Here is a 23,509-nt window from a genome sequence, read left to right on the forward strand (position 1 = left end):
GAGGAAGCCGCTATGCTTTACATCAAACGCAATGCCGAAGGGGAGATCGTGATGCTCAGCAAAGAGCCATCGCCTGAGTGTAATGACACTATTAATGAAGATTCGCCGGAGGTGTTTGCTTTTTTAGCTGAGCAAACAGGGCAGTCGGCGCAGTTTATTGCGTCTGACTTGGCCTTTGTGCGGGTGGTGGAAGATATGCTGGAAGTGCTGCTAGAGAAGGGCTTGCTGAGTTTTACTGACTTGCCTGCGGCGGCACAAAGAAAGGTGATGGAGCGTAAGTCGTTGCGGGCGAAGAACGATATTAATTTGCTAGGCGATGAAGATGAACTGATTTAATACGGCGCGTCGTTAGACGCGCCGTTTGCTGGCAGTTACAAAACTACTACTCTTTAGTTCAGGCGCACGCCTGGTCCGGTGGCTCCGTCTACGCCCACGCCGAAGAGACTCTCCAATTCGGCTTGTTCAGTCACACCTTCCGCAATCACCTGAATGCCGAGGGAGTGGCATAGCGTGGCCATTCCTCGCACGATGGTTTGCTGTTCATAAGACGTATGAATCCCACCAATCAAGCTACTGTCTATTTTTAGGTAGGCAAGGCCGATGTCGTGTAAATCGGCAAGTTTGGTAAATTCTGCGCCGACATGTTCAATTCCGAACTGACAACCTAACGGCCTTAGCGCCGTACATAAGCCGCGAAGGCTGCCAATAGCATGGGTATTCAAAATAGCGGGTACTTCAAAGCACAGCTGTTTGGCTAGTTGAGGTTGTTTTTCGAGTAGCATTCTTAGCTCAATCACAAATTCAGCATTGGTGATGGAGGCAATTGAAAGGTTAATACCAAGGGTTTGTGCGGGGTTGCCAGCAAGTTGCTCAAGGGCTTTCTTAACCACAGCAATATCTAGCGCAGGTTCTAAGTGGAAGCGCGAAATCCAAGGAATAAACATGCCGGCTGTTTGCCAGTTATTGGCAAGCTCTAGGCGAGCAGGGCATTCGTAGTGCAGTACGTTGTGGTGAGCATCAATAACTGGAAAATAAGCGAGCTGGGGCCCCAACGTAATCGCGGCATTGAGCGCTGAACGCCATTCGGCATGATTGCCAAAAAGTGAGTTATGTTGGTGCTCTCGAACAACCACCGTGGTACGGGCGCTCGCGCTTTCGGCTTCAGCAAGGGCGTCGTCTAGGGTAGCCAGTAACCCACCTCGGCCGTCATGAGGCGTGTAGGCAACCACGGCAGTCGGTAAACGAATGCCGATGTTGGGTGCCTTGAGCGCGATGGTGTCAAGCGCTTGGCGAAGGCGAGGTATGAGTGCTTTAGTATCCTCTTCTAAAGGCAGCATGAGTATAAAATCGCTGCCGTTCAAGCGCCCAACCAGTGCTTCTTCTTGTGTGGGGGCCAGCTTGAGGAGTTGTGTCACTAACTCACTTAATAACTGATCAGTGGCTTGATGGCCTAGCTGCTCGTTAAGCGTTTCAAGTGCTTCTACTCGGGTCATTACCATCAGCCCCGTGGCACGGGCGTCTTCACTCCCCATTAATGATGACAAGCGGCCCATAAATACGTCGCGATTGAGCGCCCCTGTAACACGATCGTGTTGCAGATGCCGACGCAACTCATCCAGTTTTTGGCTTTCCTGGCTGAGCATTTGGCGCACATTGGCAGACAGAACGTTCATTGCTTGGGCTACTTCTCGTAGCTCTAACGTGCGGGGTTCTTTAATGGTGGTAAAGCGTCGGGCGCTGATGTCCTTTGCCTGGGCGACAACCCGTACCAGAGGATGCTTGATGCCGCGTACAACGACCGTCGCGATGGCGAGACTGATCGCACCGGCCAGCAAGAACCAGCCTGCAAGCTCAAGCATAATGCGCCACAAAGAGGCATAGGCGAAGCTGTGCTGGCTTTCGAGTTCAAGCGTACCGAATTGCCGCCAGCCGTCTTGAATCGTTGCCATGCCAATCGGCACATCGAAGTGAATAAGGTTGCGGAACCAGGCGGGCACGTCTCCACGGTATTCGTTGGCTGAACGCTCAATAAGCACCTGGCCTTCTGTGTCTCGAAGGGTAATACGGCGATAATAGCCAGTATCAAACTGTGCGGAAATTAACAGCTCCAGCGTCACCACGTCTTTATTGAGTTGGCTCATGGAAAGTGCCAATGCTGTTGCATTGTCTTCGTTTTTAATGCGCACCTCCTGCTCGATATAGTCGCGGCTCGAGGTGATGCTGATCGCAAGGCTGCCGATAAATGAAAGCAACAGTAGCGCAATAATGGCCAGCCAAAGCTGTTTAATCAGCGACATAGTGCCTAATCCTCTTAAATAAAACCTTGTGATTGCATACGTTCAACGACGTTGCGCCAGCGTGATAGTCGCGCTAGCGGGTCGGCACGTGATTGCGTTGTGCCACCAGCCCACAGTCCTTCGCTATTAAAACTGAAAACCGGGTCTAGGTCGGTGCGTTGAGAAGCCGGAGAAATAGAAGGTGCAATATTATCAAGCACTAACGGCTCGGCACTGGGAGTTGAATAGTAGCCAAGTACCATGTGTGCCTGGGTGATTTGGCTGCGGCCAATGCGCGCACGAACATAAATCATTCGCAGGCGTTCACCGGGAACACCGAGCTGTTTCAACGTGATGTACTTAGCGATGGAATAGTCCTCACAATCGCCCTGTGCTTTACCCATTGCCTCTAATGGCGTCGCCCAGAAGTCCTCTTGCCCCCAGACATGGATATCATCAACCCAACGTATTCGACGGTTAAAAAAGTCGTTTACCTCGCGAAGTTGCGTTTGCACCTCTTGCCCACGCAAGCGTTCCAACATGGCAAACCACTCCTCTAAAACAGCAAGCCCGCTTTGGCCATACTGTTGTTGCATGCTCTGCCGTAATCGTTGGGGGTTGAAGGCTGTTGCAGGCGAGGCGTGAAAACCTAATCCTGCGCTCAGCACAACCGCGCCGACAGTAGCTAAAAACTGTCGACGCGAAAGTTGTTTAAGTTGGGAGCGAGAGGAGGCAGGCATAAACGCCATGAGTAATAGTTAATAAGCGTTAAGCCTACAAGCTACTGCGTTGAAGTGCACTATCTCCTCAGTAATATCTTCTCATTAGAAAGTACTAGCTTTAAACGCGGAGGGAGGACTGTCGTCACCTCATTTGGCGGATGCTTGAAACACGCTGTCGAGCAGTGGTTCCAGTGCTGGCCAGACGTTGTCTAAAATAATTGGCTGAGCCTCGGCGGTGGGGTGAATGCCATCGTCCTGCATTAGTTGTCCGTTAAGTGCTACGTCTTCCAACAAGAAAGGGACGAGAGACACGTCATACTCATCAGCTAACGAATGGAAAACGCCTGTGAAGGCATCACGGTAGGCTTGGCCATAGTTGGGCGGAATATCAATGCCGAGAAGCAGTACGTCAGCACCAGCCTGTTGGCTTTGTTCAATCATGTTAGCTAGATTGGAACGCATTTGAGTAGGCGGAAGGCCACGTAATCCATCGTTGCCACCGAGCTCTAACAGAACGATATCAGGCTGTCGCTGTCCGATGATGTTAGCCAATCGTTGTGCACCGCCGGACGTCGTTTCACCGCTGATACTGGCATTTATAACCTGGGCTTCACCTTCTAGCCGTTCAGCCAATAACGTGACCCAGCCCCGTTCTTGCTCTATACCATAGGCGGCACTAAGGCTATCGCCCATGACTAAAAGTGTTGGGCGTTGGTCGGCGTTGAGTGCCGGCGCGCTAAAGATGACTATCAGTGCCAGCAACCCTCCGGTTACCATGCGGTTCAGTCTTTGCCACGCTACAGGGATGCCATGCTTCATGTCTTACTCCTCTGATCCACAAGCCAATTTGGACCCAACAGCTAATTTGCCAACCGATGATGCCTCTTTGCATCAGCCCACCACCGACACCATCACTGCCAGCAAGGTTCCTCACAAGCAAGCTCACCAGCCAGTACTTCATGCTGAAAAACTTTCAAAAAAGGTGAGAAGCGGTGAACGTTCGCTAACTATCTTACACGACCTTTCGCTTAGCGTGGCAGCGGGAGAAAGTGTTGCCATTCTTGGTAAAAGCGGTGCTGGTAAGTCGACGCTGCTAGGGTTGCTGGCAGGGTTGGATACGCCCAGTGATGGTGAACTCACGCTATTTGGCCAGCCGCTGAGCCAAATGGATGAAGATGGGCGTGCTGCGTTGCGGGCTGGAAGAGTCGGTTTTGTATTTCAAAACTTTCAGCTGCTACCGACGTTAAGTGCATTGGAAAATGTGCTATTGCCGTTAGAGCTGTCCCCCCGAGCAGGAGAAACTCAGGCCGCGGCTCAATGGCTTGAGCGAGTCGGGCTTGGTGAGCGCACAGAACATCTGCCTAAGCAGCTTTCGGGAGGTGAGCAGCAGCGCGTTGCCATTGCACGCGCATTCGTTACCGACCCTGAGCTAGTATTTGCTGACGAACCAACCGGTAACCTTGACCCTGATACGGGGGCACAGATTATTGACTTGCTCTTCACGCTGAACCGTGAAGCAGGCACGACGCTAATTTTAGTGACCCACGACCACGCACTTGCACGCCGCTGCGACCGATGTTTACGCCTGGCTAACGGGCAGTTAATGCCGTTCGAACCAACCGCTGCTGTAAACGGGGGTGGCGATGAGTGATGTAAACTGGCGGCTTGCTGCACGCAGCTTGAAGCGTGATCTACGCGCGGCTGATGTTCGCGCGCTGTTTGTAGCGCTGGTATTGGCCGTTGCCGCCTCTACCATGATCGCCTTTTTTTTAGACCGCCTGGAGCGTGGTTTGGAGCGCCAGGCAAGTCAAATGCTGGGAGGTGATTTAGTCCTCGAACAGCGCGAGCCGTTCTCTGAGGAGCTACGCACGACGTTAGAGCAAGCGGGTTTTACGCTGAGTGATCAGGTTGATCTAGTGTCGATGATTAGTCGTGGCGAGCGTTTTCAACCGGCTAGCTTGAAAGCGGTTGATGATGTGTATCCTCACTATGGCGTTTCCCATGTGGATCGTGGTGACGGGGTTGAACTGATTGCATCAGGTCCACCACCAGGAGAAGCCTGGGCAGACCCGCGTTTAGCGCAACTGATTGACATTGCGTTAGGCGACCGTGTTCAGGTAGGTCAAACTGAACTTCTGATTAGTGGGATTATCGAGCGTGAGGCGGATCAGTCTGCCGGCTTTGGTAATTTTAACCCACGTTTAATGCTCAATACCGCCGACTTAGAGGCAACAGGGCTTGTGCAGTTGGGGTCGCGACTCGAATTTGAACTGCTTGCCGCGGGGCCTCCCGCAGCACTGGAGCAAGTGCAAGGCTTGCTGGCCGAGCTAAGGCGTGAAGGGGTAGATGTACGTGATGTACGTGTTGACCGCCCTCAGTTGGGCAACGCGCTTCAACGTGCTGAGAGTTACCTGGGGCTTGCCGGATTAGCAGCCGTATTATTAGCGGGCGTAGCGGTAGCTATGTCTACTCGCCGTTACGTTGAACGCCATCTGGATACCGCTGCGTTACTGCGCTGCTTCGGCGCTAGTCAATATCAGCTGGTGACTATTTTCACCCTGCAACTAATGGGACTAGCGCTAATGGCCTCTATCATAGGCGCGCTGTTAGGGCTTATTGGTCAGGCTGTGCTGTTGTGGCTGTTAACAAGTTTTCTGCCTATGACTTTACCACCCCCCGGCATTATGCCGCTTTGGCTGGGCATTTTTACTGCGCTTGCGGTACTGGTTGGTTTTGCTGGCCCCACGTTGTTACGCATTAAACGTGTCAGTGCGCTGAAAGTGTTACGTCGTGAGCTTGACCCACTACCGCCGTCTGCTTGGTTAGTGGTGGGAGTGGCGAGTCTAGTGTTTGGTGGCCTGTTGTGGCTTTACTCAGGCAGTTTTTCGCTTGCACTGGCGCTGCTCATCGGTGGCGCGGCCCTGTTAGGGCTTTTATGGATGGCCAGCACGCTGTTGCTAAACGGTCTGTTGAAAGCTGTTCAACGGCTTTCCGGTGGAAGTGAATGGGGCCAAGCGTTTCGGCTGGGCGGAAGGCAACTGGCCCGCCGAAAGCAGGCAGGGCTCGGGCAACTGCTAGCGTTTTCGGTCACGTTTTTTGCGATGGCGATGATCGTACTGGTGCGAGGTGATTTGTTGTCCACCTGGCAAGATCAGTTGCCGGAGAATACCCCTAACTACTTTGCTATCAATATTCAGCCCAGTGAGCGAGATGCCTTCGAAGACGCGGTTGCTCCACGGGTGGAGACCCAAAGCACGCTGTACCCGATGGTGCGTGGGAGAATCAGCGCTATCAATGGCCAGCCGCCGATAGACACTGTCCCGCCCGACGCACGAGGAGATAACTCGCTGCGCCGCGAACTGAATCTTACCTGGCAATCAGAGTTGCCCGAAGGTAATCAGATCGTCGCCGGAGAGTGGTTTTCACAACCTAGTGAGCCCCAGGGATGGATGAGCGAAGTGGAGGCCACGCCTCAGGCGGCGTCTAACGTTGTGCCCATCTCAGTGGAAGATGGCTTAGCGGAGCGCCTTGGTCTTGGGTTAGGCGACGAGCTAACGTTTTCCGTAGGCGGCGATACGATAACGACCCGCATTGAGAGCCTGCGTAGTCTTAACTGGGATAGCTTTAACCCGAATTTCTTCGTCATTTTCCCACCAGGAGTACTTGAAGCGTTTGGGCATAGCTTTATCACTGCGTTTCATTTGCCAGAAGAAGAGCAGGGCTTAATCCGGCAGCTAGTCAGTGATTTCCCAGGCGTATCACTGCTTAACGTGGATGCCATTTTAGGCCAAGTGCGCGAGGTGCTTACCCAGGTCACTCGAGCGGTAGAACTGGTGCTTATCCTGGTTCTGATGGCAGGGGTTAGCGTGCTTTATGCAGCACTGACTGCTAGCCGACCGGTACGAGCCCATGAGAGTGGCTTGCTGCGTGTATTTGGTGCAGGTAACCGAATGATTTCAAGGGTGCAAGGAGCTGAATACGCGCTGCTCGGTTTCGCTAGTGGCTTAATGGGTGCTGCCCTTGCAGAGTTTGCCACTGCCGCACTTTACCTCTACTGGCTTGATTTAACACCGCGCCTGCATGTGGGGTTATGGCTTGTTCTGCCCTTGGGGGGAGCGCTGCTGATTGGCATTATCGGACATGCCCTTTCTTACAGCCTGCGGCGTCAAGCGCCTGCGGCCAGCTTGGGGTTGCTCGGTGAAGCTTAACAGCACCTTTCCAAGTGCTATGCTTAGCGCTTCTCACAAGGAGGTCATGACATGCCGGTGTCTCTAGGTCATCGCCAGCTTACCGCTGGGTTTTCGTTGCTGCTTCTTTCCGGTGCGGTGAGCGCTTCACCCCAGCAGTTTGAAGCAGATCTTCGCGAGCGGCTGGGCAATGAAGCGAGCGCATTCACGGTCGCCCAAGTGTATGAGCAGTCTGAAACTATCATTGCTGAAGACATTGCTATCACTTATGCCAATGGCGACGTGTTTACTATCGAACGCTACCTCGTTGAAGGCGATTATCATCGTCCAGACAGTGTAATGATTGATGGTATGGCCGTTAGCGAGGCAGACAGCCCACAGCCTTTTTTCAGTATTGTCTCCATTGAACTACCCAACGCTGCGCAAGCGGTGCCGTCGATTGAAGAAATGAGCGCTCCTGACTTTGTATGGAAGGCGATGAACGCTCGCGACATCACGCTAAATCTACAAGGTGAGGCGGCTGATGAATTTTTTAGTGAGCTAGATTCTCCCCCGCTTGAGGGGCACCTGCACATTGAGACGCTCACGCTTGAAGAGGCCAGCAGTAGCGCCATTGGCTTGTTCGATATGCAGGGAGTCAGTGCTGATTTTAATGACCTGGAGAGTGGTATTAGCGTGGTTTTTTCGCTTGCTAATTTGCGCGTTGAGCAGCTAACCGGGGTCGACACACCAGGGGAGGAGAGTGTTGAACACGCTGAGTTGAGCGGCGTTAACCTATCTGGAGAAGGTTGGAGCGTAGTGTTGGATAGCGCCTGGGTAGAAGGCAATTCCTATGTGGGCGATGCAGGCTTCGAAGGCGCATTTTTTGATATTGGAGGGCTGCTGCCTTTACTGCCACTCGAGCAGCGACAAGAGTTCGAAACCTTCAACAAGCTACTCACAGGGGGGAGTGGTCAGTTACTAGCCGAAGGGCGCAGCCACTCACGCTGGGATGAAGAGGGGGAAACCGACCGATTGATTTCTGATGGCTACTTGCGCTTGAGTGATGCTGCGGGAATTGAATACAGCCTTGATGTACCGATCACTTTGCCAAAAAGCGTTTCCATTGAGCAGGCAATGCAAAACCCTGCGCTGTTTGAATCGGCAATGTTGCATGGTGGTGACGTGGTAGTGGCCTATACCGATGAAGGGTTGCTGCCGCGATTAACTACCGAGATCGCGGCAAATGAGAGTATCACCGAAGCGCAAGCAATCTCTAAGGCCTTGGGGCAGGCCCGAGAGCTTGAGCCGCTGTTAGGCTCACAAATCACCAAACTAATGACAGGGTTAGTCGACATTATGGCTGGTCATTCCCAAGCCTTAACAGTCAATGTGGCATTGCCCAATCCGTTTACTTTTAACCAATTCATGATGAATCCGATGGGGCACACCGAGCGGTTTACGTTCACCTTTGAGCTAAAGTAGCGTGGTTGACCAGTTAGTCAGCTTTTCGCTAATGGCTACAACATGAAATACGCTCATGCACGACCTGACGCGGATGCGATGAAAGTCGCGTCAGGCTGCGTTATGATAGCGCCCTAGTTTCTCCATGATGATCCTTTCGTAACGAGGTTCCCGCCGATGTTCAGCCGCGATATGACAATTGCCGGATTCGATGATGTGCTTTTTGACGCGATGCAGAAAGAAGTTGCACGCCAAGAAGCTCATATTGAATTGATTGCTTCTGAAAACTACGCCAGCCCCCGCGTATTGGAAGCGCAAGGCAGCCAGCTGACCAATAAATACGCCGAAGGCTATCCAGGTAAGCGCTACTATGGCGGCTGTGAATTTGTCGATATCGCTGAAAATCTTGCGATCGACTATGCCAAGCAGCTGTTCGGCGCAACCTACGTGAATGTTCAGCCTCATTCTGGTTCCCAGGCCAATAGCGCGGTTTTCCAAGCGCTGGTAAAACCGGGCGACACCATTTTGGGGATGAGCCTGGATGCTGGCGGCCACCTGACCCATGGAGCTAAGCCCAACTTCTCTGGCAAGCACTACAATGCTATCCAGTATGGGCTGAACGAGCAGGGCTTTATTGATTACGATCAGGTGGCCGAGCTAGCTCGCGAGCACAAGCCCAAAATGATCATTGCTGGCTTCTCTGCTTACTCGCAAATTGTCGATTGGGCTAAGTTCCGTGAGATCGCTGATGAAGTAGGTGCCTACTTGCTGGTTGATATGGCGCATGTATCTGGTTTGGTTGCTGCAGGCGTTTACCCAAGCCCGCTGCCCCATGCACACGTAGTGACATCAACCACTCACAAAACCCTGCGTGGCCCACGCAGCGGCGTTATTCTTTCTGCTGAAAACGATGCGGATATCGAGAAAAAGCTGCAGTCAGCCGTCTTCCCTGGTGGCCAGGGCGGCCCGTTGATGCATGTTATCGCTGCTAAGGCGATCTGCTTCAAAGAAGCCATGGCACCTGAGTTTAAAACTTACCAGCAGCAGGTGGTGAAAAACGCCCAAGCGATGGCCAAGGTATTTATCGACCGTGGTTACGATATCGTTTCTGGTGGTACCGAAGATCACCTGTTCCTACTGTCTTTGATCAAGCAGGGTGTGACCGGTAAAGATGCTGACGCCGCCCTGGGCCGCGCTCATATTACCGTGAACAAAAATGCGGTGCCTAATGATCCGCAAAGCCCGTTCGTGACCTCTGGTTTGCGCATTGGTACGCCTGCCGTTACTACCCGTGGTTTCGGTGAAGACGAATGCAGCCAACTGGCCGGTTGGATTTGTGACATCTTAGATGTGCTTGCTAAGGGCGATGACACCAGCTCAATCGAGGCTCAAGTGCTCGATAAAGTGGCGCAGGTGTGTGGCCGCTTCCCGGTTTACAAGTAACACGTGCCCGCTTTGCTATGCCGTGTAGGTTTGTGATATCGAATAGTAGCGGCATGGCAAGGCAAAAAGAAATAAAACTAAAACGATAAATAAAAAGCGCTAACCTTTACGGTTAGCGCTTTTTTTATTGGCGTGAAAGCCGAGCTTAAAATCAAGGCTCTTCTTGACGAATGATGCTGACTTTTTTCTGCTCCCTAGTCCATTTGCCCGCTTTTTTATCAATGTACTGGAAGTGCTCGTTAGTAAAGTTGCCTTGGTTACAGGCGTGGCGGTAAGACACCGTGGGTACCACGTGTTGGTCTAATAACTGAATAAATACGCCAGGACCTGTTAGCTCGAACACGTTGGTGAGAGTGTTCTCTTCAATGTTTTGCTGCACTTGATCAATCAGTCTACGTAAGTTGGGATTGCCTGGTTTACTGGCGATGAAATAATTGCTCAGTTCACCTTTGCGTGTCGTGACGTAGAGTTCGTCAATATCGCCAGGAACAACGCGGGAAAGTGGCCAGATGGCATGTGCATCAATATCGAGGTAAACACCGCCGTACTTGTAAAGCACCATTAGGCGCCAAAAATCAGCCTGCGCCGCGCCAATTTGTAGCTTTGAATAATTGGAGAATAGGGCATCATCGAAGTTTTCTTTAATGAAATCACTCCGCGCTTCGGTAATCATGAAGCGATATTCGAAACGGGGAGCCATCAGCCGATTAAACAAGTAATTCAGGTAAACCGGAAGGGTTACCTTGTTGGTGAAGTTAGTCTGCCAAATAATGCGCGGAATAGCCGAATCATCTTTAGGCGTCAGCCAGGGCGCGGCATGGTCTGGCAGTGTGAAGCGCTTGTTCGGCAGCACAGTATGAAAAATATAGCTAAGCAGCTTGGTAACGTTTGCGCATAGCTTTATCAAGCGACTAGTGGCCACGATAAGTGGTTTGCTTGTGCGGGTGGACATGTTCATCCTTCTCGTTCGTGTAGCGGCAAGGGGTGAATCGACTACCAGCCGCCTTGGCCTTCCAATAAGCTTCGGGTGTTATTATCCAGCGGGAGTTTAAAGTCAGCGCTGCCAAGCACCATCGCATCACCCGCGCGTACTACCCGTGCGCTAACATAGAGATAGTCCTGGCCTTGTGCATAGGTACCCATCAGTATGGAGCGTGCATTGTGCTGGGCGCTAAGACGTTGTACTTGGCGAGATAAAATTAATTCGCCAACGGTTTCTTCGATAAACATGCTGTCACGCATTTTGACTTCGCGCACCTGCATGCCTTGCCTTGCGAGGGCGGACGCCATAATTTCAGAGCTGATACGGCCGAATGTAGACGATTGGCTTAAATTATCAATACTCACAAAAGTAGCCGCAATCATCGGGCTATGGCGTGTAAGATCCGGGTTACTGGCGACCATTTGCGCTGCGGCTTCGTGAGCTAGCTCAGAAAGGTCTGGCTGAGGCTCGGCATTTCGCATGCTATTGTTATTGCCAAGTGCGGTGCAGCCCGCTAAAAGCAGCATAAACAACGCAGCGACAACCAAGCGAGCGCTAACGGCTAACCCGCGCAGCTGGAACAGGGTGGAAGAGAGTGGAAGCATGTAATTACCAAGTATCGGTGATAGAAACAGTTGGGGTTGCAGGCGCTTGAGGAACACGATGCGGTGCGTAGTGACGTCGGTCACCAGCATTAATGTAATAAATATTAGAAGAGGAATAGAGAATACGGTCATTATCAACGATCTGGGTAGTGATGATAACCTCCTCTTTGCCCTCATATGTCCAGCTGCCGCTGGTCGTATCTGCCGCCATCGCAGCGGGAATTAATGCTAGCGCAGGTTCGCTCCAGTTACCGAGAGCCATGCTAGCCACGGTAACCCCGCCTGCGAGGGCGGTGTAAGCACCAAACGGTGGGCGTATATAGCCGCGATCGCGATGTTCAACGACTTCCACGTCTACTTGAACAATGGCACCGCCAGTGTTGGGTTGTGTCATCACGCTTCCCCCTCGCGACACCAGCTCGCTTGTTAATAGCGTACGAAAACCGCGCTCAAACTCGCCACCGTAGTAGGCGCTAACTGATGCATGCTCTTGCGCTGGAATATGTAAATCCCTAAAGCGAACCCGTTCACTGCGAAGAATACCAGCGGCTTCGTGCTGGGCTAGCACTTCCCAGTGTTGAGCCGCTTGCATACGTTGCTGCTCACTATATGGGTAAGTAGTGGCAATGGGGGCTTGCGATGTGTTGGCATAGAAGCAGCCGCTTAGCATCAGGCTCGCCAGTCCAATACAGGCAGGGCGCAATAGTTGAACCATGGATGATGGCATTGTCGATGATGACATGGTCGGTAATGACATGGTTCTTGATGACTCTGTCGAAAATGAAACAGTTCTTGATGACATAGGTCGGGTGCGCACCTGATAGTTCCTTCTCGCTACGAAACGGCTTTTGATAGACTAGTTTGCCATGCTTACCCTAGATCGGCCACGAGGTTAAAAACTTGAATGAGTGAAAACCCCCATGCTTGAAGACCACCGCGCTGGTCCGCGTCACGATTCATTGCTAACCGCCTATACAGAAGATGAAAGTAATAGCGGTTGGATGATTAGCTATATCGACGTCATGACACTGCTGGTAGCCCTGTTCGTTATCATTATTGCTGCGGCTGATGTGACAAACCCATCATGGTTTCAGCAGGAAGCCGCCGAAGAGTACGGCTATGAGTCGTCGCCTGCTAGAGAAATACCACTGCCGGATGCGCTAGCAGAGCATCGCCAGCAGCGCCCGGTACCAAGTGTATTTCCCAGTAGTGATACGCTCAGTCCGTTCGCGATTAGCGCTGCGCTAGGCGTAGCAGGGTTACCTAAGGTTCGCTCTGCTGTCGTGGGTGTGCCGCCATTATTGGCGCGCATTGAAGAAACACCAACAGATAAGGAGCCATCGGCTGTTGAGATTATGCTTCCGCAGTTACTACTGCCCACCGATGAGCGTCAATCGGCCTCTCCGTTGGCGGATTACATGGTAGTGCTCACTGACCGTCCTCCTGTCAATGTACAAGAAGTGTCTGATGTGGCGATCAACAGCGCATTAGCGCTTGATGAGAGATTGACTGAGCGTGTGGAAGCATCGACATATCTACCCAACTTGGAAGGCGTTGAAGTTTCCCGGGTTGCCGAAGGGATCAGTTTGCGTGTGCAGGATCGGTTGCTATTTCCCTCTGCCGATGCCCAGTTAACAGAAGGTGGCTCATCGCTCGTAGGGTCGCTGATGGACACCATACAGCGCTTTGAGGGGGAAGTATGGGTGGAGGGGCACTCTGATAGCCAATCTATCAATACCCCAGAGTTTTCGTCCAACTGGGCGCTTTCCAGTGCGCGTGCGATTGCCATCGTTGAAGCACTGGAAGCCGCAGGCGTCTCCCCTGAGCGCTTGCGAGCCGTTGGATTAGCAGCAACTCAGCCACTAGAAGATAACCTCACTGCCGAAGGGCGAGCGCGAAACCGTCGCGTTGAGGTCGTTATTCACGTGGACTAACGCATTGATCAAAAAAAACCCGCCGGGGGAGGCGGGTGTTAAAGGGCTTGGCTCACTGCAGCCCACTGACATCAGGTGAGGGGTGTACAAGGTTGTCAGTGGGTACAATTTGAGTATAGCTATTTATGAGCTTTTGCCAAGGCCTTGTCGAATTTTTTTCCATTTATTTGCGCGCCATTTTGGTGCGCCGAAGCTGCGTTGTTTTGGGGCTCATAAGAAAGCGGCTACTTTTTATGAGTTAAATTTTTGATTATTAAGAATAAAATTGTATTGGCATACAAACTGCTTGGTTGCTTATCTAAAAGTGGAAGTGCGTAACGACTTTTAAGATTGCAAAAGGGTGGTGCTATGACCGAACACAAGCGTACTGCGTTGCCCAGCGATGCTCAGTCACCAAGCGACTTGGATCCAGCGCTTCAACCGCGTTTGGTAGTCACCGACTTAGACGGTTCACTGTTAGATCATCATAACTATGATTTCTCACCTGCCAAGCCCTGGCTTGCTCGCCTTAAACAGCTAGGGGTTCCGGTTATTCCGGTCACCAGTAAAACCCGCGCTGAGCTCATCCCCCTGCGGGAATCCCTTGGGCTAACAGCGACCCCCTTTATTGCTGAGAATGGTGCCGTTATTGGTCTACCGCCAGGTTGGTGCCATGCGCGTTTAGATCGCCCTGGTAATGGCCGAGATGGCGTCGTTATAAAACACACCGGTGTTGATAGTGGTTTCATTAGAGCGCGATTAAATGTTTGGCGTAAGCGTCTGGGGATTCGGTTTACTCGAATGGGCGACTTAAGTCTTCAACAGGTAATGGCGTTAACTGGGCTTGATGAAACCCGTGCCAAAGCAGCGCGGCAGCGGGAGGGGAGTGAGCCGCTTATTTGGGAAGATAATGCAGCCGCACTTGAAACGTTCCGCATTGCGCTTGAAGGCGATGGCCTTGAACTTACACAAGGGGGCCGTTTTTGGCATGTGATTGGGCGCTTGTCTGATAAAGGGGGGGCCGTAGAGTGGCTAATTAAACGATTTACTGCATTACGAGGCAGCCAGCCGCTTTCATTGGGCCTGGGCGATGGCCCAAACGATATCACGATGCTGGAAGCCGTCGATCAAGCCGTGGTTATTCGAGGTTGTCACGCACTTAACGTTGAGCCGCAAAACAGCTCGCTATATCGAACGAATGCAACTGGGCCAACTGGCTGGGCTGAGGGGGTAGCCCACTGGTGGGGGCGAGATGACGGGCGTCTAAAAATGACGCCAGCAAATGAAGCCGCTGCATCAGTTTACAAGCCACGGGAGGCTAGCGTATGAGTGATTTTCATCAAAATGGTGTGATTACTGATTTTCACAACTTAACGCGTCGACCGGTTGAGGCCCTTGAGCAGGAGCTTTGTCAGTTTGCCAAACGTCGCCCAATGGGGCTAATTTTACCCTCGCTTTTTTCTGAACTGGAAGGACCTGCGCTGTCGGCGATTGTTGATGAGCTGGTGAAAGTGCCTTATCTCAATGAAATTGTCGTTGGTTTGGATAGGGCAGACCGTGATCAATTTTTATATGCACGGGAATTCTTTTCGCGCTTGCCTCAGCACACACGAATTCTATGGAATGACGGCCCCCGTTTACGCACCATCGACCAAGAGCTAGAAAGTCACGGTTTGGGGGCATTAGAGCCAGGTAAAGGAAGAAACGTATGGTATTGCGCTGGCTATGTGCTTAGTTCCGGTCGTTCCACCACTGTTGGTCTTCACGATTGCGATATTCTTACCTACGACCGGGGCCTTCTGGCACGCCTTATGTATCCCGTCGCGAATCCCCGCTTCAATTACAGTTTTTGTAAAGGATATTACCCGCGTATCGCTGAAGGAAAGCTCAATGGGCGCGTCTCTAGGTTGATGGTGACGCCGTTGCTGCGTGCTTTGAAAACCGTCTGTGGCCCGTCACCTTATCTGGATTATCTAGACAGCTTCCGTTACCCCTTATCCGGTGAGTTTGCCATGCGCAGCGATGTACTTGAGGGCATCCGAATTCCCGCTGACTGGGGATTGGAAATCGGCGTGCTGTCCGAGTTGCAGCGTAACTATTCCCACCGTCAGCTATGTCAGGTAGATATTGCCGACGCCTATGACCACAAGCATCAGCCCGTTAGTGAAGAGGATGCTACCAGTGGCTTGAACCGAATGAGTCTGGATATTGCAAAAGCGTTGTATCGTAAGCTGGCTACCCAAGGCGTTAGCTTTAGCAGCGAGGATTTCCGGACGCTCAAAGCGACCTACTACCGTTTAGCCTTAGACCTCATCGAAGCCTACGATCACGACGCGACGATGAACGGGCTAAGTTTAGATCGCCATTGTGAAGAGCAGGCAGTGGAGTTATTTGCCAGCAATTTGCTGGAAGCCGGCAATCTGTTTTTAGACAACCCCCGCGAGCGTCCATTTATTCCTAGCTGGAACCGCGTGCAAGCGGCGATGCCTGACGTGCTAGCCCGCATGCATGAAGCGGTAGAGCTTGATAACCAAGGTAAGGTTTAACACCACGTGCCTGTTAATTTCTATAAATCCTAAAGTTTATAGAACTTTAAGTTTATAGAACTTTAAGTTTAAAGGGCTTTAGGTCTATAGGGATTTTAAATTTAAAAAGGTTTTTGAATCCCACTTAGCTGTTAACGCCATTGCGTAATCTCAGCACCTCGCAGACAGCGGGGTGCTTTTTTTTCAGTAAGCCCCCTACTTGATCTCTCCGGTTTGTCTCAGCGGCTGTTTGCCAACGGGTAATCTTGATCATGCTCAAGAAACGGCTTTAAATTCCAAATAAGTATAAACATATAACCATATATGGTCTATGATGTGTGCATAGCAGCATCACTACTTGCCATTAGCTGGAGGCATAGAATGCAACGCCCGATTGTTACTCACTTCTTTGATGAACCGACCAACACCTTTAGTTACGTGGTGCAGGATCCAGATAGTAACGCCTGCGCTATTCTAGATTCGGTGCTGGATTTCGACTACGCAGCAGGGCGTACTGATGTACGTTCCGCCGATCAAATTATTGAATTTATTCGCGATAACCGCCTTGAAGTGGCATGGATTTTAGAAACCCATGTGCATGCTGATCACCTCTCTGCAGCTCCCTATTTGCACCAAACGCTAGGTGGAAAAACGGGGATTGGCGCCCATATTGTCGACGTGCAGGAAATTTTTGGTAAAGCATTTAATGCAGGCACCGAGTTTGCTCGGGACGGCAGCCAATTTGATGCTCTGTTTAGCGAAAGCGATACGTTCACCATTGGCAGTCTTCAGGGGCGCGTGCTTCATACGCCAGGCCATACGCCTGCCTGCCTTACTTATGTGATAGGCGACGCGGCCTTCGTTGGAGACACACTGTTTATGCCGGATTACGGCACCGCGCGCTGTGATTTCCCCGGTGGTGATGCACGTACGCTGTATCGCTCCATCCAAAAGGTACTGGCGTTGCCGACGCAAACGCGGCTGTTTTTATGTCATGACTATAAAGCGCCAGGCCGAGACGTTTATCAGCATGAAACCAGTGTTGCAGAGCAGCGTGAGGCAAACGTTCATGTACATGAAGGCATTTCAGAAGATGAGTTCGTGAAAATGCGCACGGAGCGTGATGCCACGCTCGGCATGCCTAAGCTCATTATTCCCTCCGTACAGGTCAACATGCGCGCGGGCGAAATGCCGCCTGCCGACGACAATGGCGTTGTGTATCTGAAAGTCCCTATCAACCGTTTTTAAATAATTCTGATGATTGAGGAGCAGAAAATGAAAGCAAACGTCGGCGGTATCGACAAAGTGGCGCGAATCGTTGTTGGCCTGATTCTGATTGTACTGGCGCTTACCGGCACCATTGGTGCATGGGGGTGGATCGGCGTTTTACCACTTGCCACTGGGCTGTTTAACTTTTGCCCGTTGTATCCTCTGCTGGGCATCTCAACCTGCAAAAGCAAGCATTAATACAGTAAGGAGACACCCGTGGACTGGATGGCAAGCCTGCAAGGGCTCGTTGGTGGTGTGTTTATAGGCTTATCCGCTGTGTGGTTGATGGGAGCCTTGGGGCGCATCGCTGGCATTAGCGGCATTATTGGAAACTTAATAACCCAGAGACCTAAAGGCGACAGCGCGTGGCGTTTAGCCTTTTTGTTCGGGCTGGTGAGTGGCCCGTTACTGGTCATGGCAATGGGAGGCGGGTTGGGCAACGTTGCTGATGTTCCCGGTGCGGTGATCGGTGCGCCAGCTGGCGGTGTGCCGCTGATGTTGTTAGCAGGCCTGTTAGTCGGGTTAGGGACTGGGCTCGGCAGCGGCTGTACCAGTGGTCATGGTGTCTGTGGTTTAGCACGCTTATCACTTCGCTCGATGGCCGCCACCGGCGTGTTTCTCATTGTAGCGGTCGCCACGGTCTATGTGACGCGGCATATGATCGGAGGTGGTGTATGAGGCGCATGATATGAATAGTGCAACAGTAAAAACCGCTGCTGGCTATATCGCTGGTTTACTATTCGGGCTTGGGCTAGCTATTTCTGGCATGACGGATCCTGCTCGTGTACTTGGCTTTTTAGATGTGGCTGGCGCTTGGGACCCGACGCTGATGTTTGTGCTAGGCAGTGCGGTAGGCACAACGTTTGTGGGCTACCGATTGGTATTTGCCCGTGGCGAGCCGCTGTTTAGCCCTAATTTTCAGCTCCCGACTAAGCAAGCGTTAGACGGCAAGTTGCTGGGTGGCGCAGCGCTGTTTGGCATTGGGTGGGGCCTTTCTGGTTATTGCCCTGGCCCTGCCATCGCCTCCATCGGTGGGCTCTCGCTGCCTCTATTAGCGTTATTGGCCGCGATGGTGGCAGGCTGGTTTATCGCAAAACGTATCAGCCAGTAGCGCTAATGTATAAACAACCGCTATCGCCCTTGTCTCTTCAGACAAGGGCTTTTTTGTAACTGGTTTTTATAAATAGGTTTATGGCACAGACCGCTAGCTTAATGCTGGGTTAATGTGAATTTGCCATGCTAGTAGTAATAAAAGGAAAACCGCCATGCATGTCTTGCTCATTGAAGATGATCCGCTTGTCGCATCAGGAATACGTTCCGGCTTAATGGTGTACGACTTTGTCGTCGATCATGTTTCTACGATTCAAGCTGCGCGACAAACCCTGCAGTCAGTGGCGAGTGACGTTGTGATACTCGATCGCGGTCTTCCCGATGGTGATGGCTTGCAGTTGCTGCAGTCGTGGCGTGACCAAGGTATCTCTACCCCGGTGTTAATGCTGACGGCACGCGATGCGGTACGAGACCGTGTTGATGGCTTGCAGTGCGGGGCCGATGATTACCTGGTGAAACCCTTCGATCTTGATGAGTTAGTCGCCCGTCTTCATGCGCTGCTTCGGCGAGTGTCTGGCCGTAGCCAGGGTATGACGATGCACGGGGCGCTAACGTTGGATCCCAATGCGCGTGAAGTGAAAGTCTCTGACCAGTTGGTGACGCTGTCGCGCCGAGAGTTAGTGCTCTTGGAGGCTTTTTTGCATTCGCCGCGCAGTGTGCTCTCTGCCGACCAGCTAAAAGATAGCCTTTATGGCTTGAGTGATGATGTAGAGAGTAATGCGCTGAACGTGCATATCCACCATCTACGTAGAAAGCTAGGCAGTGGCGTCATTGAGACGGTTCGTGGGTTGGGCTATCGGTTAGGTAAACCAGAGGCTGTTCATATCCCCGGCACGCCTCATAAGGGGCAGCAATGAGCTTACGTGCCCGCCTATTGCTCACCTTGGGAGTGACGTTGGCGTTGCTTTGGGGCATTGCCGCCGCTTGGTTGCTCAGTGATTTAGAGAAAAAGTTTGTAGAAACACTGGATCAGCGTCTTGCTCAGTCGGCACGCATGGTCGCCGGGCTCGTGCTTCAACTGCCTGAAGATGTCTGGGAGCAGAGTCAGGCTCGCGCCTTATCCATCCCGCCCATTGAGGGATTGGCATGTCAGGTTCACTCCCCGCGTGGCGATATCATCGCCCGCACCCATGCCAACATGGAAACCATACTGGCTCCGGGTGAGCGTGGTCACGCTTACCGACAAGAAGGCGATACCACTTGGCGCGTATTCACCTATGAGCGGGGAGATCTCGTCATTACCACCGCTGACCGGATGGATGAGCGGGACATGTTGCTTAGCGATGTGTTTCGCGTAGCCGTCGTGCCGTTTGTGGTGGCGTTAGCGGGGAGTTTGATTGCGCTCTGGGTGGTTGTCTGGCGTGGTTTGGCCCCGCTGTCACGGCTGCGCGAATCGCTGGCCAGTCGTCATCCGGAAGCGCTGGCGCCCGTGTCTACTTATGGTGTGCCGAAAGAGATCAAACCGTTGATTGATACACTCAATGGCTTGCTGGTGAGAATTCAACAGACCATCGTCCGAGAGCAGCGTTTCACCAACGATGCCGCTCATGAACTGCGCACCCCCTTAACCGCGATTAAAACCCATCTTCAAGTAGCGCAGCGAACCGACGGTGAAACGGCTAAAGAAGCGCTCAGCTACGCAGAAGCGGGGGTGGTACGTCTGGCGCATACGCTAGATCAGTTGCTGACGTTAGCAAGAGTTGAAGGGCGCATGCGCTTTGATGACGGCGAGCCAAGCCAGGTAGATGAGATTGTTGAAGTCGCGATTGCCGACAGCGTGGCAATCGCAGGGCAGTGTCAGCTTCCCACTCAATTACCCCATGTGTGCGTTGCCATGCCTAGAGAGCTGGCAATAACCGCACTGCGTAACTTACTGGATAACGCGCTGCACCATGGGGCAAGCGAGCTGCCTGTAGTGTTAACCGTCCGGTATACCCCTGACCAGCATCACGTAACGTTCACTGTGCATGACCAGGGGGGCGGTGTCGACGACGCTACATTGAAACAATTAACCCAACGTTTTTGGCGCGTGAGCAAGCAGCAAGGCAGTGGTTTGGGCTTAGCGATTGTGGCGGCGATTGTTGAGCGGTTTGATGGCTGGGTGAGTTTTGAAAATGTTGAGACCGGTGGGTTTAGCGCCCACTTAACCATTCCAACAGCAGGCAAAAAACAAGGGTATATAGCAGAGGCTATTCGATAGCTCTCTCTGCGTCAGTGCAGTAAGTGGGCAACGACTAGTAAGTAACGGGCAGGTAAGAAATAACGAATAAGCAAGTAAATAACGACCAGCAGTCAGGGGGAGATATGAATAAAAAACAGTGGGGCAAGCTTAGCTTGCTAATGGGGGCCAGTCTTGTGGGTGCCAGCGCTTTCGCTGCGACTGCCTTTGCCGAAACGGGGGATGCCGAGCGCGGCCAAGCTGCCGCGGCAACTTGTATTGCCTGTCATCAAGCTAATGGCAGCGGGATGAATATACCTGGAGGCGAATCGTGGCCGCGTTTGGCTGGGCTAAATGCCGATTACATCATTAAGCAGCTACACGATTTTAAAGAGGGGCGTCGCCAAAACGCCACCATGATGCCCTTTGCTAACATGCTCAATGACCAGCAAATAGTTGACGTTGCTGCTTATTATAGCGAAATGCCTATCACGCTTGGCCAAGGTGGCGATGATGCTGACGAGGCGCTATTAACCCGCGGCGAACAACTGGCAGAGCGTGGCGATTGGGATGCCTATATTGTGTCATGTAAAAGCTGTCACGGCCCGGGTGGCAAGGGCGTCGGCGAAGAATTTCCCGGTATTGCAAGCCAGCACGCAGGTTACATAAGCAACCAGCTGCATGCTTGGCAAAATGATGAGCGCAGTAATGATCCTCAGCATTTGATGGGGGCTATTGCCAAGCGTATGAGTGACGAGGATATCCAGGCGGTGTCAGCGTGGTATGCCACCCAGGATGTTAGCGCTCAAACTGACAGCGAAGAAGGGGGGACAGCACAATGAATTTGCGTAAAAAGCGTCTCGTGTTAGCGCTAACAGGTTGTTCGTTAGCCACCGGCATCGTCGTCAGCGCCTTCGCTGCAAATGATGCCGTCCCGTCAAGCGAAGCGACCTACCAGGGGTTAGTGGAACTTGGCTTCCCTGCGCCGCAGGAGGGCGAGCTTGTCCATGTTCCGCCGACTATGGCAGACCTGGAAGACGCCGACATTCATCCAGAGCTAAAAAAAGTTATTCGGTATGGCTACGAGTTGTTCACCAATACTCAGCAGCTACGTGGTGAAAATGTTTATAACGATATGAACTGCTCTAGTTGCCACCTAGGTGAGGGGCGTCAGCCGTTTAGTGCACCGGTTTGGGCAGCGGCAGTCACGCTTCCCGACTTCAGGGGTAAAAATCAGCACGTTAACAATCTTGAGGAACGCATTGCTGGCTGCTTTGCTTACTCAATGAATGGAACGCCACCTGAGTATGGCAGTGATGAGATGCTCGCACTGAGCGCTTATCACCAATGGCTGGCTACTGGTGCGCCAATGTACCCCAGTCAGCCTATTTATGGCCGCGGTTTTCCTGCGCCAGATGAGCCAGATGAAGCCCCTGATTACGCTCGCGGCGAAGCAGCGTACCAAGAAAATTGCGCCATTTGTCACCAAGAGGACGGCTCTGGGCACTATGAGAATGGCGAGTATGTTTTCCCAGCACTCTGGGGGGATGGCTCTAATAATTGGGGCGCAGGCATCGTCAGGGTTGATACCGCCGCTGGGTTTATTTACAACAATATGCCTTTAGGTCAGCCGCGTTCGTTAAGTGACCAGGATGCCTGGGATATTGCGTATTACATGAGTAGCCAAGAGCGTCCGCAAGACCCCCGTTACACAGGAGATGTTGCCGAAACCGCTGAGCGCTTTGGGCCTACTTTCCATAAACGTTCGCTGTATGGGCAAACCCGGAAGCATGACGGCCACGTGCTTGGTGATCATGCTAACTTTGGTGAAAAAGGCGACATCGAACCTTGGAATGTGGGGATGCCCCGTTTTGAGAACCTGTCAGGCGAGTAATCTGTTTGACGAGCAGCGACCAAAGCATCGGATCAGGAGAAAATATTAGCCCGCGGTGGTATGACACCACGGGCTAATTATTGATATGAGGTTTTTGGCCGGGAGCTTTAGAGCCTAGCTACATTGCCTGCACTAAGGCGATTCACTGCCCATCATCTCAATTAAGCGCTCGTTGCTTGGCAAGCCTTGAATTCGGTCGATACGTAAATCGCCACTGTCCGTTTCGCGCTGGAAGGCGCTGGTGGGCGTAGCGTATAGGCCTAGCTCCTCAAAAAGCTGGTTGTTCGCATACACTTGCTCTTCAATATCTCTAGGCTGGGCGCTCGCTGAAAGCGCATCGCCTTTGCTGTGGTCATGCAACGCGGCAGAAGGGTCGTCTGCACCTAGCAGTGTGGCTGCCAGGGCGGGGCTGTTCGGCGCCAGGATGCCCACCATAATATGGCGCAGTTGTACGTCACCTGCTTCTACCCAGGGTCGGCTTTGTTGCCACAGCTGGCGACAGTAAGGGCAGTTGGCATCGGTAAACGTGTAGATTACCCGTGGCGCGTTTTCATCGCCGTCCTGAATCCAGTGGCTCTCTTCTAGCAACTCCCAGGTTTGCGCTTCCAGCGGCACGCGAACATGCTCATCTAGCTGTGCTTCGGTGAGGTCGTTACCCTGGCTATCCATCAGCGTGCCGATAATGGCATGGTCGCCATCAGGGGTTAAATAAATCGCCATATCCTGGCCCTGCACGCTAGCACCGTAACCACGTATGCCTCCTGGCGCCTCAAACTGGCCGTGAATCGTCAGCCCTTGGTTGGCTAGTGCTTGAACCGGTGCCGGCAGCTCTTCGGCATAGCCAGCCGAGGTGGTGCCAATGCTTGTTAATAGTAACAAGCTGCTTAAACGAGACAGGGAGAAGTGTTTCATAAGTATGTCCTTATGTATAAAAGATACGCAATGTAAATCGATGTCGTCATGAGCCAAGGTAAGAGGCTGC

Annotated in this window: 23 protein-coding genes; 16 read left to right on the plus strand and 7 right to left on the minus strand. The window is 52.3% G+C overall.

Annotated elements, in window-relative coordinates:
- Nucleotides 1-12 precede the first annotated feature (12 nt).
- Entirely contained in the window at nucleotides 13-336 is a 324-nt protein-coding gene (locus L1X57_RS11525; protein ID WP_009721723.1) for a hypothetical protein, read from the plus strand.
- A 53-nt stretch (nucleotides 337-389) separates the two neighbouring features.
- On the opposite strand, the gene L1X57_RS11530 is transcribed toward L1X57_RS11525, so the two are convergent.
- The 3 genes from L1X57_RS11530 to L1X57_RS11540 form a co-directional block, all read right to left on the minus strand.
- Entirely contained in the window at nucleotides 390-2,297 is a 1,908-nt protein-coding gene (locus L1X57_RS11530; protein ID WP_009721724.1) for an EAL domain-containing protein, read from the minus strand.
- 14 nt (nucleotides 2,298-2,311) lie between these two features.
- Complete coding sequence (locus tag L1X57_RS11535) at nucleotides 2,312-3,025, minus strand: transglutaminase-like cysteine peptidase (RefSeq protein ID WP_009721725.1); 714 nt, start codon at nucleotides 3,023-3,025, stop codon at nucleotides 2,312-2,314.
- A gap of 120 nt (nucleotides 3,026-3,145) precedes the next feature.
- Nucleotides 3,146-3,817, minus strand: coding sequence for an arylesterase (locus L1X57_RS11540; protein ID WP_009721726.1), 672 nt, complete (start codon nucleotides 3,815-3,817; stop codon nucleotides 3,146-3,148).
- On the opposite strand from L1X57_RS11540, the gene L1X57_RS11545 reads away from it, so the two are divergent.
- From L1X57_RS11545 to glyA, 4 genes are all read left to right on the plus strand, one after another.
- Nucleotides 3,816-4,649 (plus strand): ABC transporter ATP-binding protein, encoded by an 834-nt coding sequence (locus tag L1X57_RS11545; protein WP_009721727.1) that lies wholly within the window; start codon nucleotides 3,816-3,818, stop codon nucleotides 4,647-4,649. The genes L1X57_RS11540 and L1X57_RS11545 overlap by 2 nt on opposite strands.
- Nucleotides 4,642-7,206: an ABC transporter permease gene (locus tag L1X57_RS11550; RefSeq protein WP_009721728.1), complete on the plus strand. Its 2,565-nt coding sequence runs from the start codon at nucleotides 4,642-4,644 to the stop codon at nucleotides 7,204-7,206. Before L1X57_RS11545 ends, L1X57_RS11550 begins: the two co-directional genes overlap by 8 nt.
- Before the next feature lie 51 nt (nucleotides 7,207-7,257).
- Nucleotides 7,258-8,649, plus strand: a complete 1,392-nt coding sequence (locus L1X57_RS11555; RefSeq protein WP_009721729.1) for a hypothetical protein — start codon at nucleotides 7,258-7,260, stop codon at nucleotides 8,647-8,649.
- Nucleotides 8,650-8,805: 156 nt separating this feature from the next.
- Nucleotides 8,806-10,071, plus strand: coding sequence for a serine hydroxymethyltransferase (glyA, locus tag L1X57_RS11560; RefSeq protein WP_009721730.1), 1,266 nt, complete (start codon nucleotides 8,806-8,808; stop codon nucleotides 10,069-10,071).
- 151 nt (nucleotides 10,072-10,222) lie between these two features.
- Here glyA and L1X57_RS11565 read toward each other — a convergent pair whose 3' ends face one another.
- The 3 genes from L1X57_RS11565 to L1X57_RS11575 are packed head-to-tail and all read right to left on the minus strand — an operon-like array spanning nucleotide 10,223 to nucleotide 12,373.
- Nucleotides 10,223-11,023 carry a glycosyltransferase family 32 protein gene (locus L1X57_RS11565; RefSeq protein ID WP_009721731.1) on the minus strand — a complete coding sequence of 267 codons (801 nt, stop codon included), beginning with the start codon at nucleotides 11,021-11,023 and terminating at the stop codon, nucleotides 10,223-10,225.
- A gap of 41 nt (nucleotides 11,024-11,064) precedes the next feature.
- The gene (locus L1X57_RS11570; protein WP_009721732.1) at nucleotides 11,065-11,658 is read right to left on the minus strand and encodes a FlgO family outer membrane protein; all 594 of its coding nucleotides are present in this window, start codon (nucleotides 11,656-11,658) and stop codon (nucleotides 11,065-11,067) included.
- 4 nt (nucleotides 11,659-11,662) lie between these two features.
- Complete coding sequence (locus tag L1X57_RS11575) at nucleotides 11,663-12,373, minus strand: hypothetical protein (RefSeq protein ID WP_009721733.1); 711 nt, start codon at nucleotides 12,371-12,373, stop codon at nucleotides 11,663-11,665.
- A gap of 205 nt (nucleotides 12,374-12,578) precedes the next feature.
- Here L1X57_RS11575 and L1X57_RS11580 point away from each other — a divergent pair, with 205 nt between their 5' ends.
- The 11 genes from L1X57_RS11580 to L1X57_RS11630 all read left to right on the plus strand — a co-directional run bounded on the left by L1X57_RS11580 (nucleotide 12,579) and on the right by L1X57_RS11630 (nucleotide 22,527).
- Nucleotides 12,579-13,592, plus strand: a complete 1,014-nt coding sequence (locus tag L1X57_RS11580) for an OmpA family protein (protein ID WP_009721735.1) — start codon at nucleotides 12,579-12,581, stop codon at nucleotides 13,590-13,592.
- 348 nt (nucleotides 13,593-13,940) lie between these two features.
- Entirely contained in the window at nucleotides 13,941-14,900 is a 960-nt protein-coding gene (locus L1X57_RS11585; RefSeq protein ID WP_009721736.1) for an HAD-IIB family hydrolase, read from the plus strand.
- Nucleotides 14,897-16,117 (plus strand): glycosyl transferase, encoded by a 1,221-nt coding sequence (locus L1X57_RS11590; RefSeq protein WP_009721737.1) that lies wholly within the window; start codon nucleotides 14,897-14,899, stop codon nucleotides 16,115-16,117. Before L1X57_RS11585 ends, L1X57_RS11590 begins: the two co-directional genes overlap by 4 nt.
- 360 nt (nucleotides 16,118-16,477) lie before the next feature.
- The gene (locus L1X57_RS11595; RefSeq protein WP_009721738.1) at nucleotides 16,478-17,344 is read left to right on the plus strand and encodes an MBL fold metallo-hydrolase; all 867 of its coding nucleotides are present in this window, start codon (nucleotides 16,478-16,480) and stop codon (nucleotides 17,342-17,344) included.
- Between the two features lie 27 nt (nucleotides 17,345-17,371).
- A complete protein-coding gene (locus L1X57_RS11600; protein ID WP_009721739.1) occupies nucleotides 17,372-17,563 on the plus strand; it encodes a YgaP family membrane protein in 192 nt (63 codons plus the stop codon).
- 18 nt (nucleotides 17,564-17,581) lie between these two features.
- Nucleotides 17,582-18,043, plus strand: coding sequence for a YeeE/YedE family protein (locus L1X57_RS11605; RefSeq protein WP_009721740.1), 462 nt, complete (start codon nucleotides 17,582-17,584; stop codon nucleotides 18,041-18,043).
- 10 nt (nucleotides 18,044-18,053) lie between these two features.
- A complete protein-coding gene (locus L1X57_RS11610; RefSeq protein WP_009721741.1) occupies nucleotides 18,054-18,476 on the plus strand; it encodes a DUF6691 family protein in 423 nt (140 codons plus the stop codon).
- Between the two features lie 154 nt (nucleotides 18,477-18,630).
- Nucleotides 18,631-19,332, plus strand: coding sequence for a response regulator (locus tag L1X57_RS11615; RefSeq protein WP_009721742.1), 702 nt, complete (start codon nucleotides 18,631-18,633; stop codon nucleotides 19,330-19,332).
- Nucleotides 19,329-20,675 carry an ATP-binding protein gene (locus tag L1X57_RS11620; protein WP_009721743.1) on the plus strand — a complete coding sequence of 449 codons (1,347 nt, stop codon included), beginning with the start codon at nucleotides 19,329-19,331 and terminating at the stop codon, nucleotides 20,673-20,675. Before L1X57_RS11615 ends, L1X57_RS11620 begins: the two co-directional genes overlap by 4 nt.
- Before the next feature lie 104 nt (nucleotides 20,676-20,779).
- Complete coding sequence (locus L1X57_RS11625; protein WP_009721744.1) at nucleotides 20,780-21,475, plus strand: c-type cytochrome; 696 nt, start codon at nucleotides 20,780-20,782, stop codon at nucleotides 21,473-21,475.
- On the plus strand, nucleotides 21,472-22,527 hold the full coding sequence (locus L1X57_RS11630) for a c-type cytochrome (protein ID WP_009721745.1): 1,056 nt from the start codon (nucleotides 21,472-21,474) through the stop codon (nucleotides 22,525-22,527). Before L1X57_RS11625 ends, L1X57_RS11630 begins: the two co-directional genes overlap by 4 nt.
- Before the next feature lie 132 nt (nucleotides 22,528-22,659).
- Here L1X57_RS11630 and dsbG read toward each other — a convergent pair whose 3' ends face one another.
- A complete protein-coding gene (dsbG, locus tag L1X57_RS11635) occupies nucleotides 22,660-23,439 on the minus strand; it encodes a thiol:disulfide interchange protein DsbG (protein ID WP_009721746.1) in 780 nt (259 codons plus the stop codon).
- Nucleotides 23,440-23,509 lie beyond the last annotated feature (70 nt).

This window comes from Halomonas sp. TD01 (assembly GCF_923868895.1).
Classification (GTDB): Bacteria; Pseudomonadota; Gammaproteobacteria; order Pseudomonadales; family Halomonadaceae; genus Vreelandella.

Coding starts and splice junctions, on each gene's coding strand:
- L1X57_RS11525 (WP_009721723.1), top strand. CDS start 13: ATGCTTTACATCAAACGCAATGCCGAAGGGGAGATCGTGATGCTCAGC.
- L1X57_RS11530 (WP_009721724.1), bottom strand. CDS start 2,297: ATGTCGCTGATTAAACAGCTTTGGCTGGCCATTATTGCGCTACTGTTG.
- L1X57_RS11535 (WP_009721725.1), bottom strand. CDS start 3,025: ATGGCGTTTATGCCTGCCTCCTCTCGCTCCCAACTTAAACAACTTTCG.
- L1X57_RS11545 (WP_009721727.1), top strand. CDS start 3,816: ATGTCTTACTCCTCTGATCCACAAGCCAATTTGGACCCAACAGCTAAT.
- L1X57_RS11540 (WP_009721726.1), bottom strand. CDS start 3,817: ATGAAGCATGGCATCCCTGTAGCGTGGCAAAGACTGAACCGCATGGTA.
- L1X57_RS11550 (WP_009721728.1), top strand. CDS start 4,642: ATGAGTGATGTAAACTGGCGGCTTGCTGCACGCAGCTTGAAGCGTGAT.
- L1X57_RS11555 (WP_009721729.1), top strand. CDS start 7,258: ATGCCGGTGTCTCTAGGTCATCGCCAGCTTACCGCTGGGTTTTCGTTG.
- glyA (WP_009721730.1), top strand. CDS start 8,806: ATGTTCAGCCGCGATATGACAATTGCCGGATTCGATGATGTGCTTTTT.
- L1X57_RS11565 (WP_009721731.1), bottom strand. CDS start 11,023: ATGTCCACCCGCACAAGCAAACCACTTATCGTGGCCACTAGTCGCTTG.
- L1X57_RS11570 (WP_009721732.1), bottom strand. CDS start 11,658: ATGCTTCCACTCTCTTCCACCCTGTTCCAGCTGCGCGGGTTAGCCGTT.
- L1X57_RS11575 (WP_009721733.1), bottom strand. CDS start 12,373: ATGGTTCAACTATTGCGCCCTGCCTGTATTGGACTGGCGAGCCTGATG.
- L1X57_RS11580 (WP_009721735.1), top strand. CDS start 12,579: ATGCTTGAAGACCACCGCGCTGGTCCGCGTCACGATTCATTGCTAACC.
- L1X57_RS11585 (WP_009721736.1), top strand. CDS start 13,941: ATGACCGAACACAAGCGTACTGCGTTGCCCAGCGATGCTCAGTCACCA.
- L1X57_RS11590 (WP_009721737.1), top strand. CDS start 14,897: ATGAGTGATTTTCATCAAAATGGTGTGATTACTGATTTTCACAACTTA.
- L1X57_RS11595 (WP_009721738.1), top strand. CDS start 16,478: ATGCAACGCCCGATTGTTACTCACTTCTTTGATGAACCGACCAACACC.
- L1X57_RS11600 (WP_009721739.1), top strand. CDS start 17,372: ATGAAAGCAAACGTCGGCGGTATCGACAAAGTGGCGCGAATCGTTGTT.
- L1X57_RS11610 (WP_009721741.1), top strand. CDS start 18,054: ATGAATAGTGCAACAGTAAAAACCGCTGCTGGCTATATCGCTGGTTTA.
- L1X57_RS11615 (WP_009721742.1), top strand. CDS start 18,631: ATGCATGTCTTGCTCATTGAAGATGATCCGCTTGTCGCATCAGGAATA.
- L1X57_RS11620 (WP_009721743.1), top strand. CDS start 19,329: ATGAGCTTACGTGCCCGCCTATTGCTCACCTTGGGAGTGACGTTGGCG.
- L1X57_RS11625 (WP_009721744.1), top strand. CDS start 20,780: ATGAATAAAAAACAGTGGGGCAAGCTTAGCTTGCTAATGGGGGCCAGT.
- L1X57_RS11630 (WP_009721745.1), top strand. CDS start 21,472: ATGAATTTGCGTAAAAAGCGTCTCGTGTTAGCGCTAACAGGTTGTTCG.
- dsbG (WP_009721746.1), bottom strand. CDS start 23,439: ATGAAACACTTCTCCCTGTCTCGTTTAAGCAGCTTGTTACTATTAACA.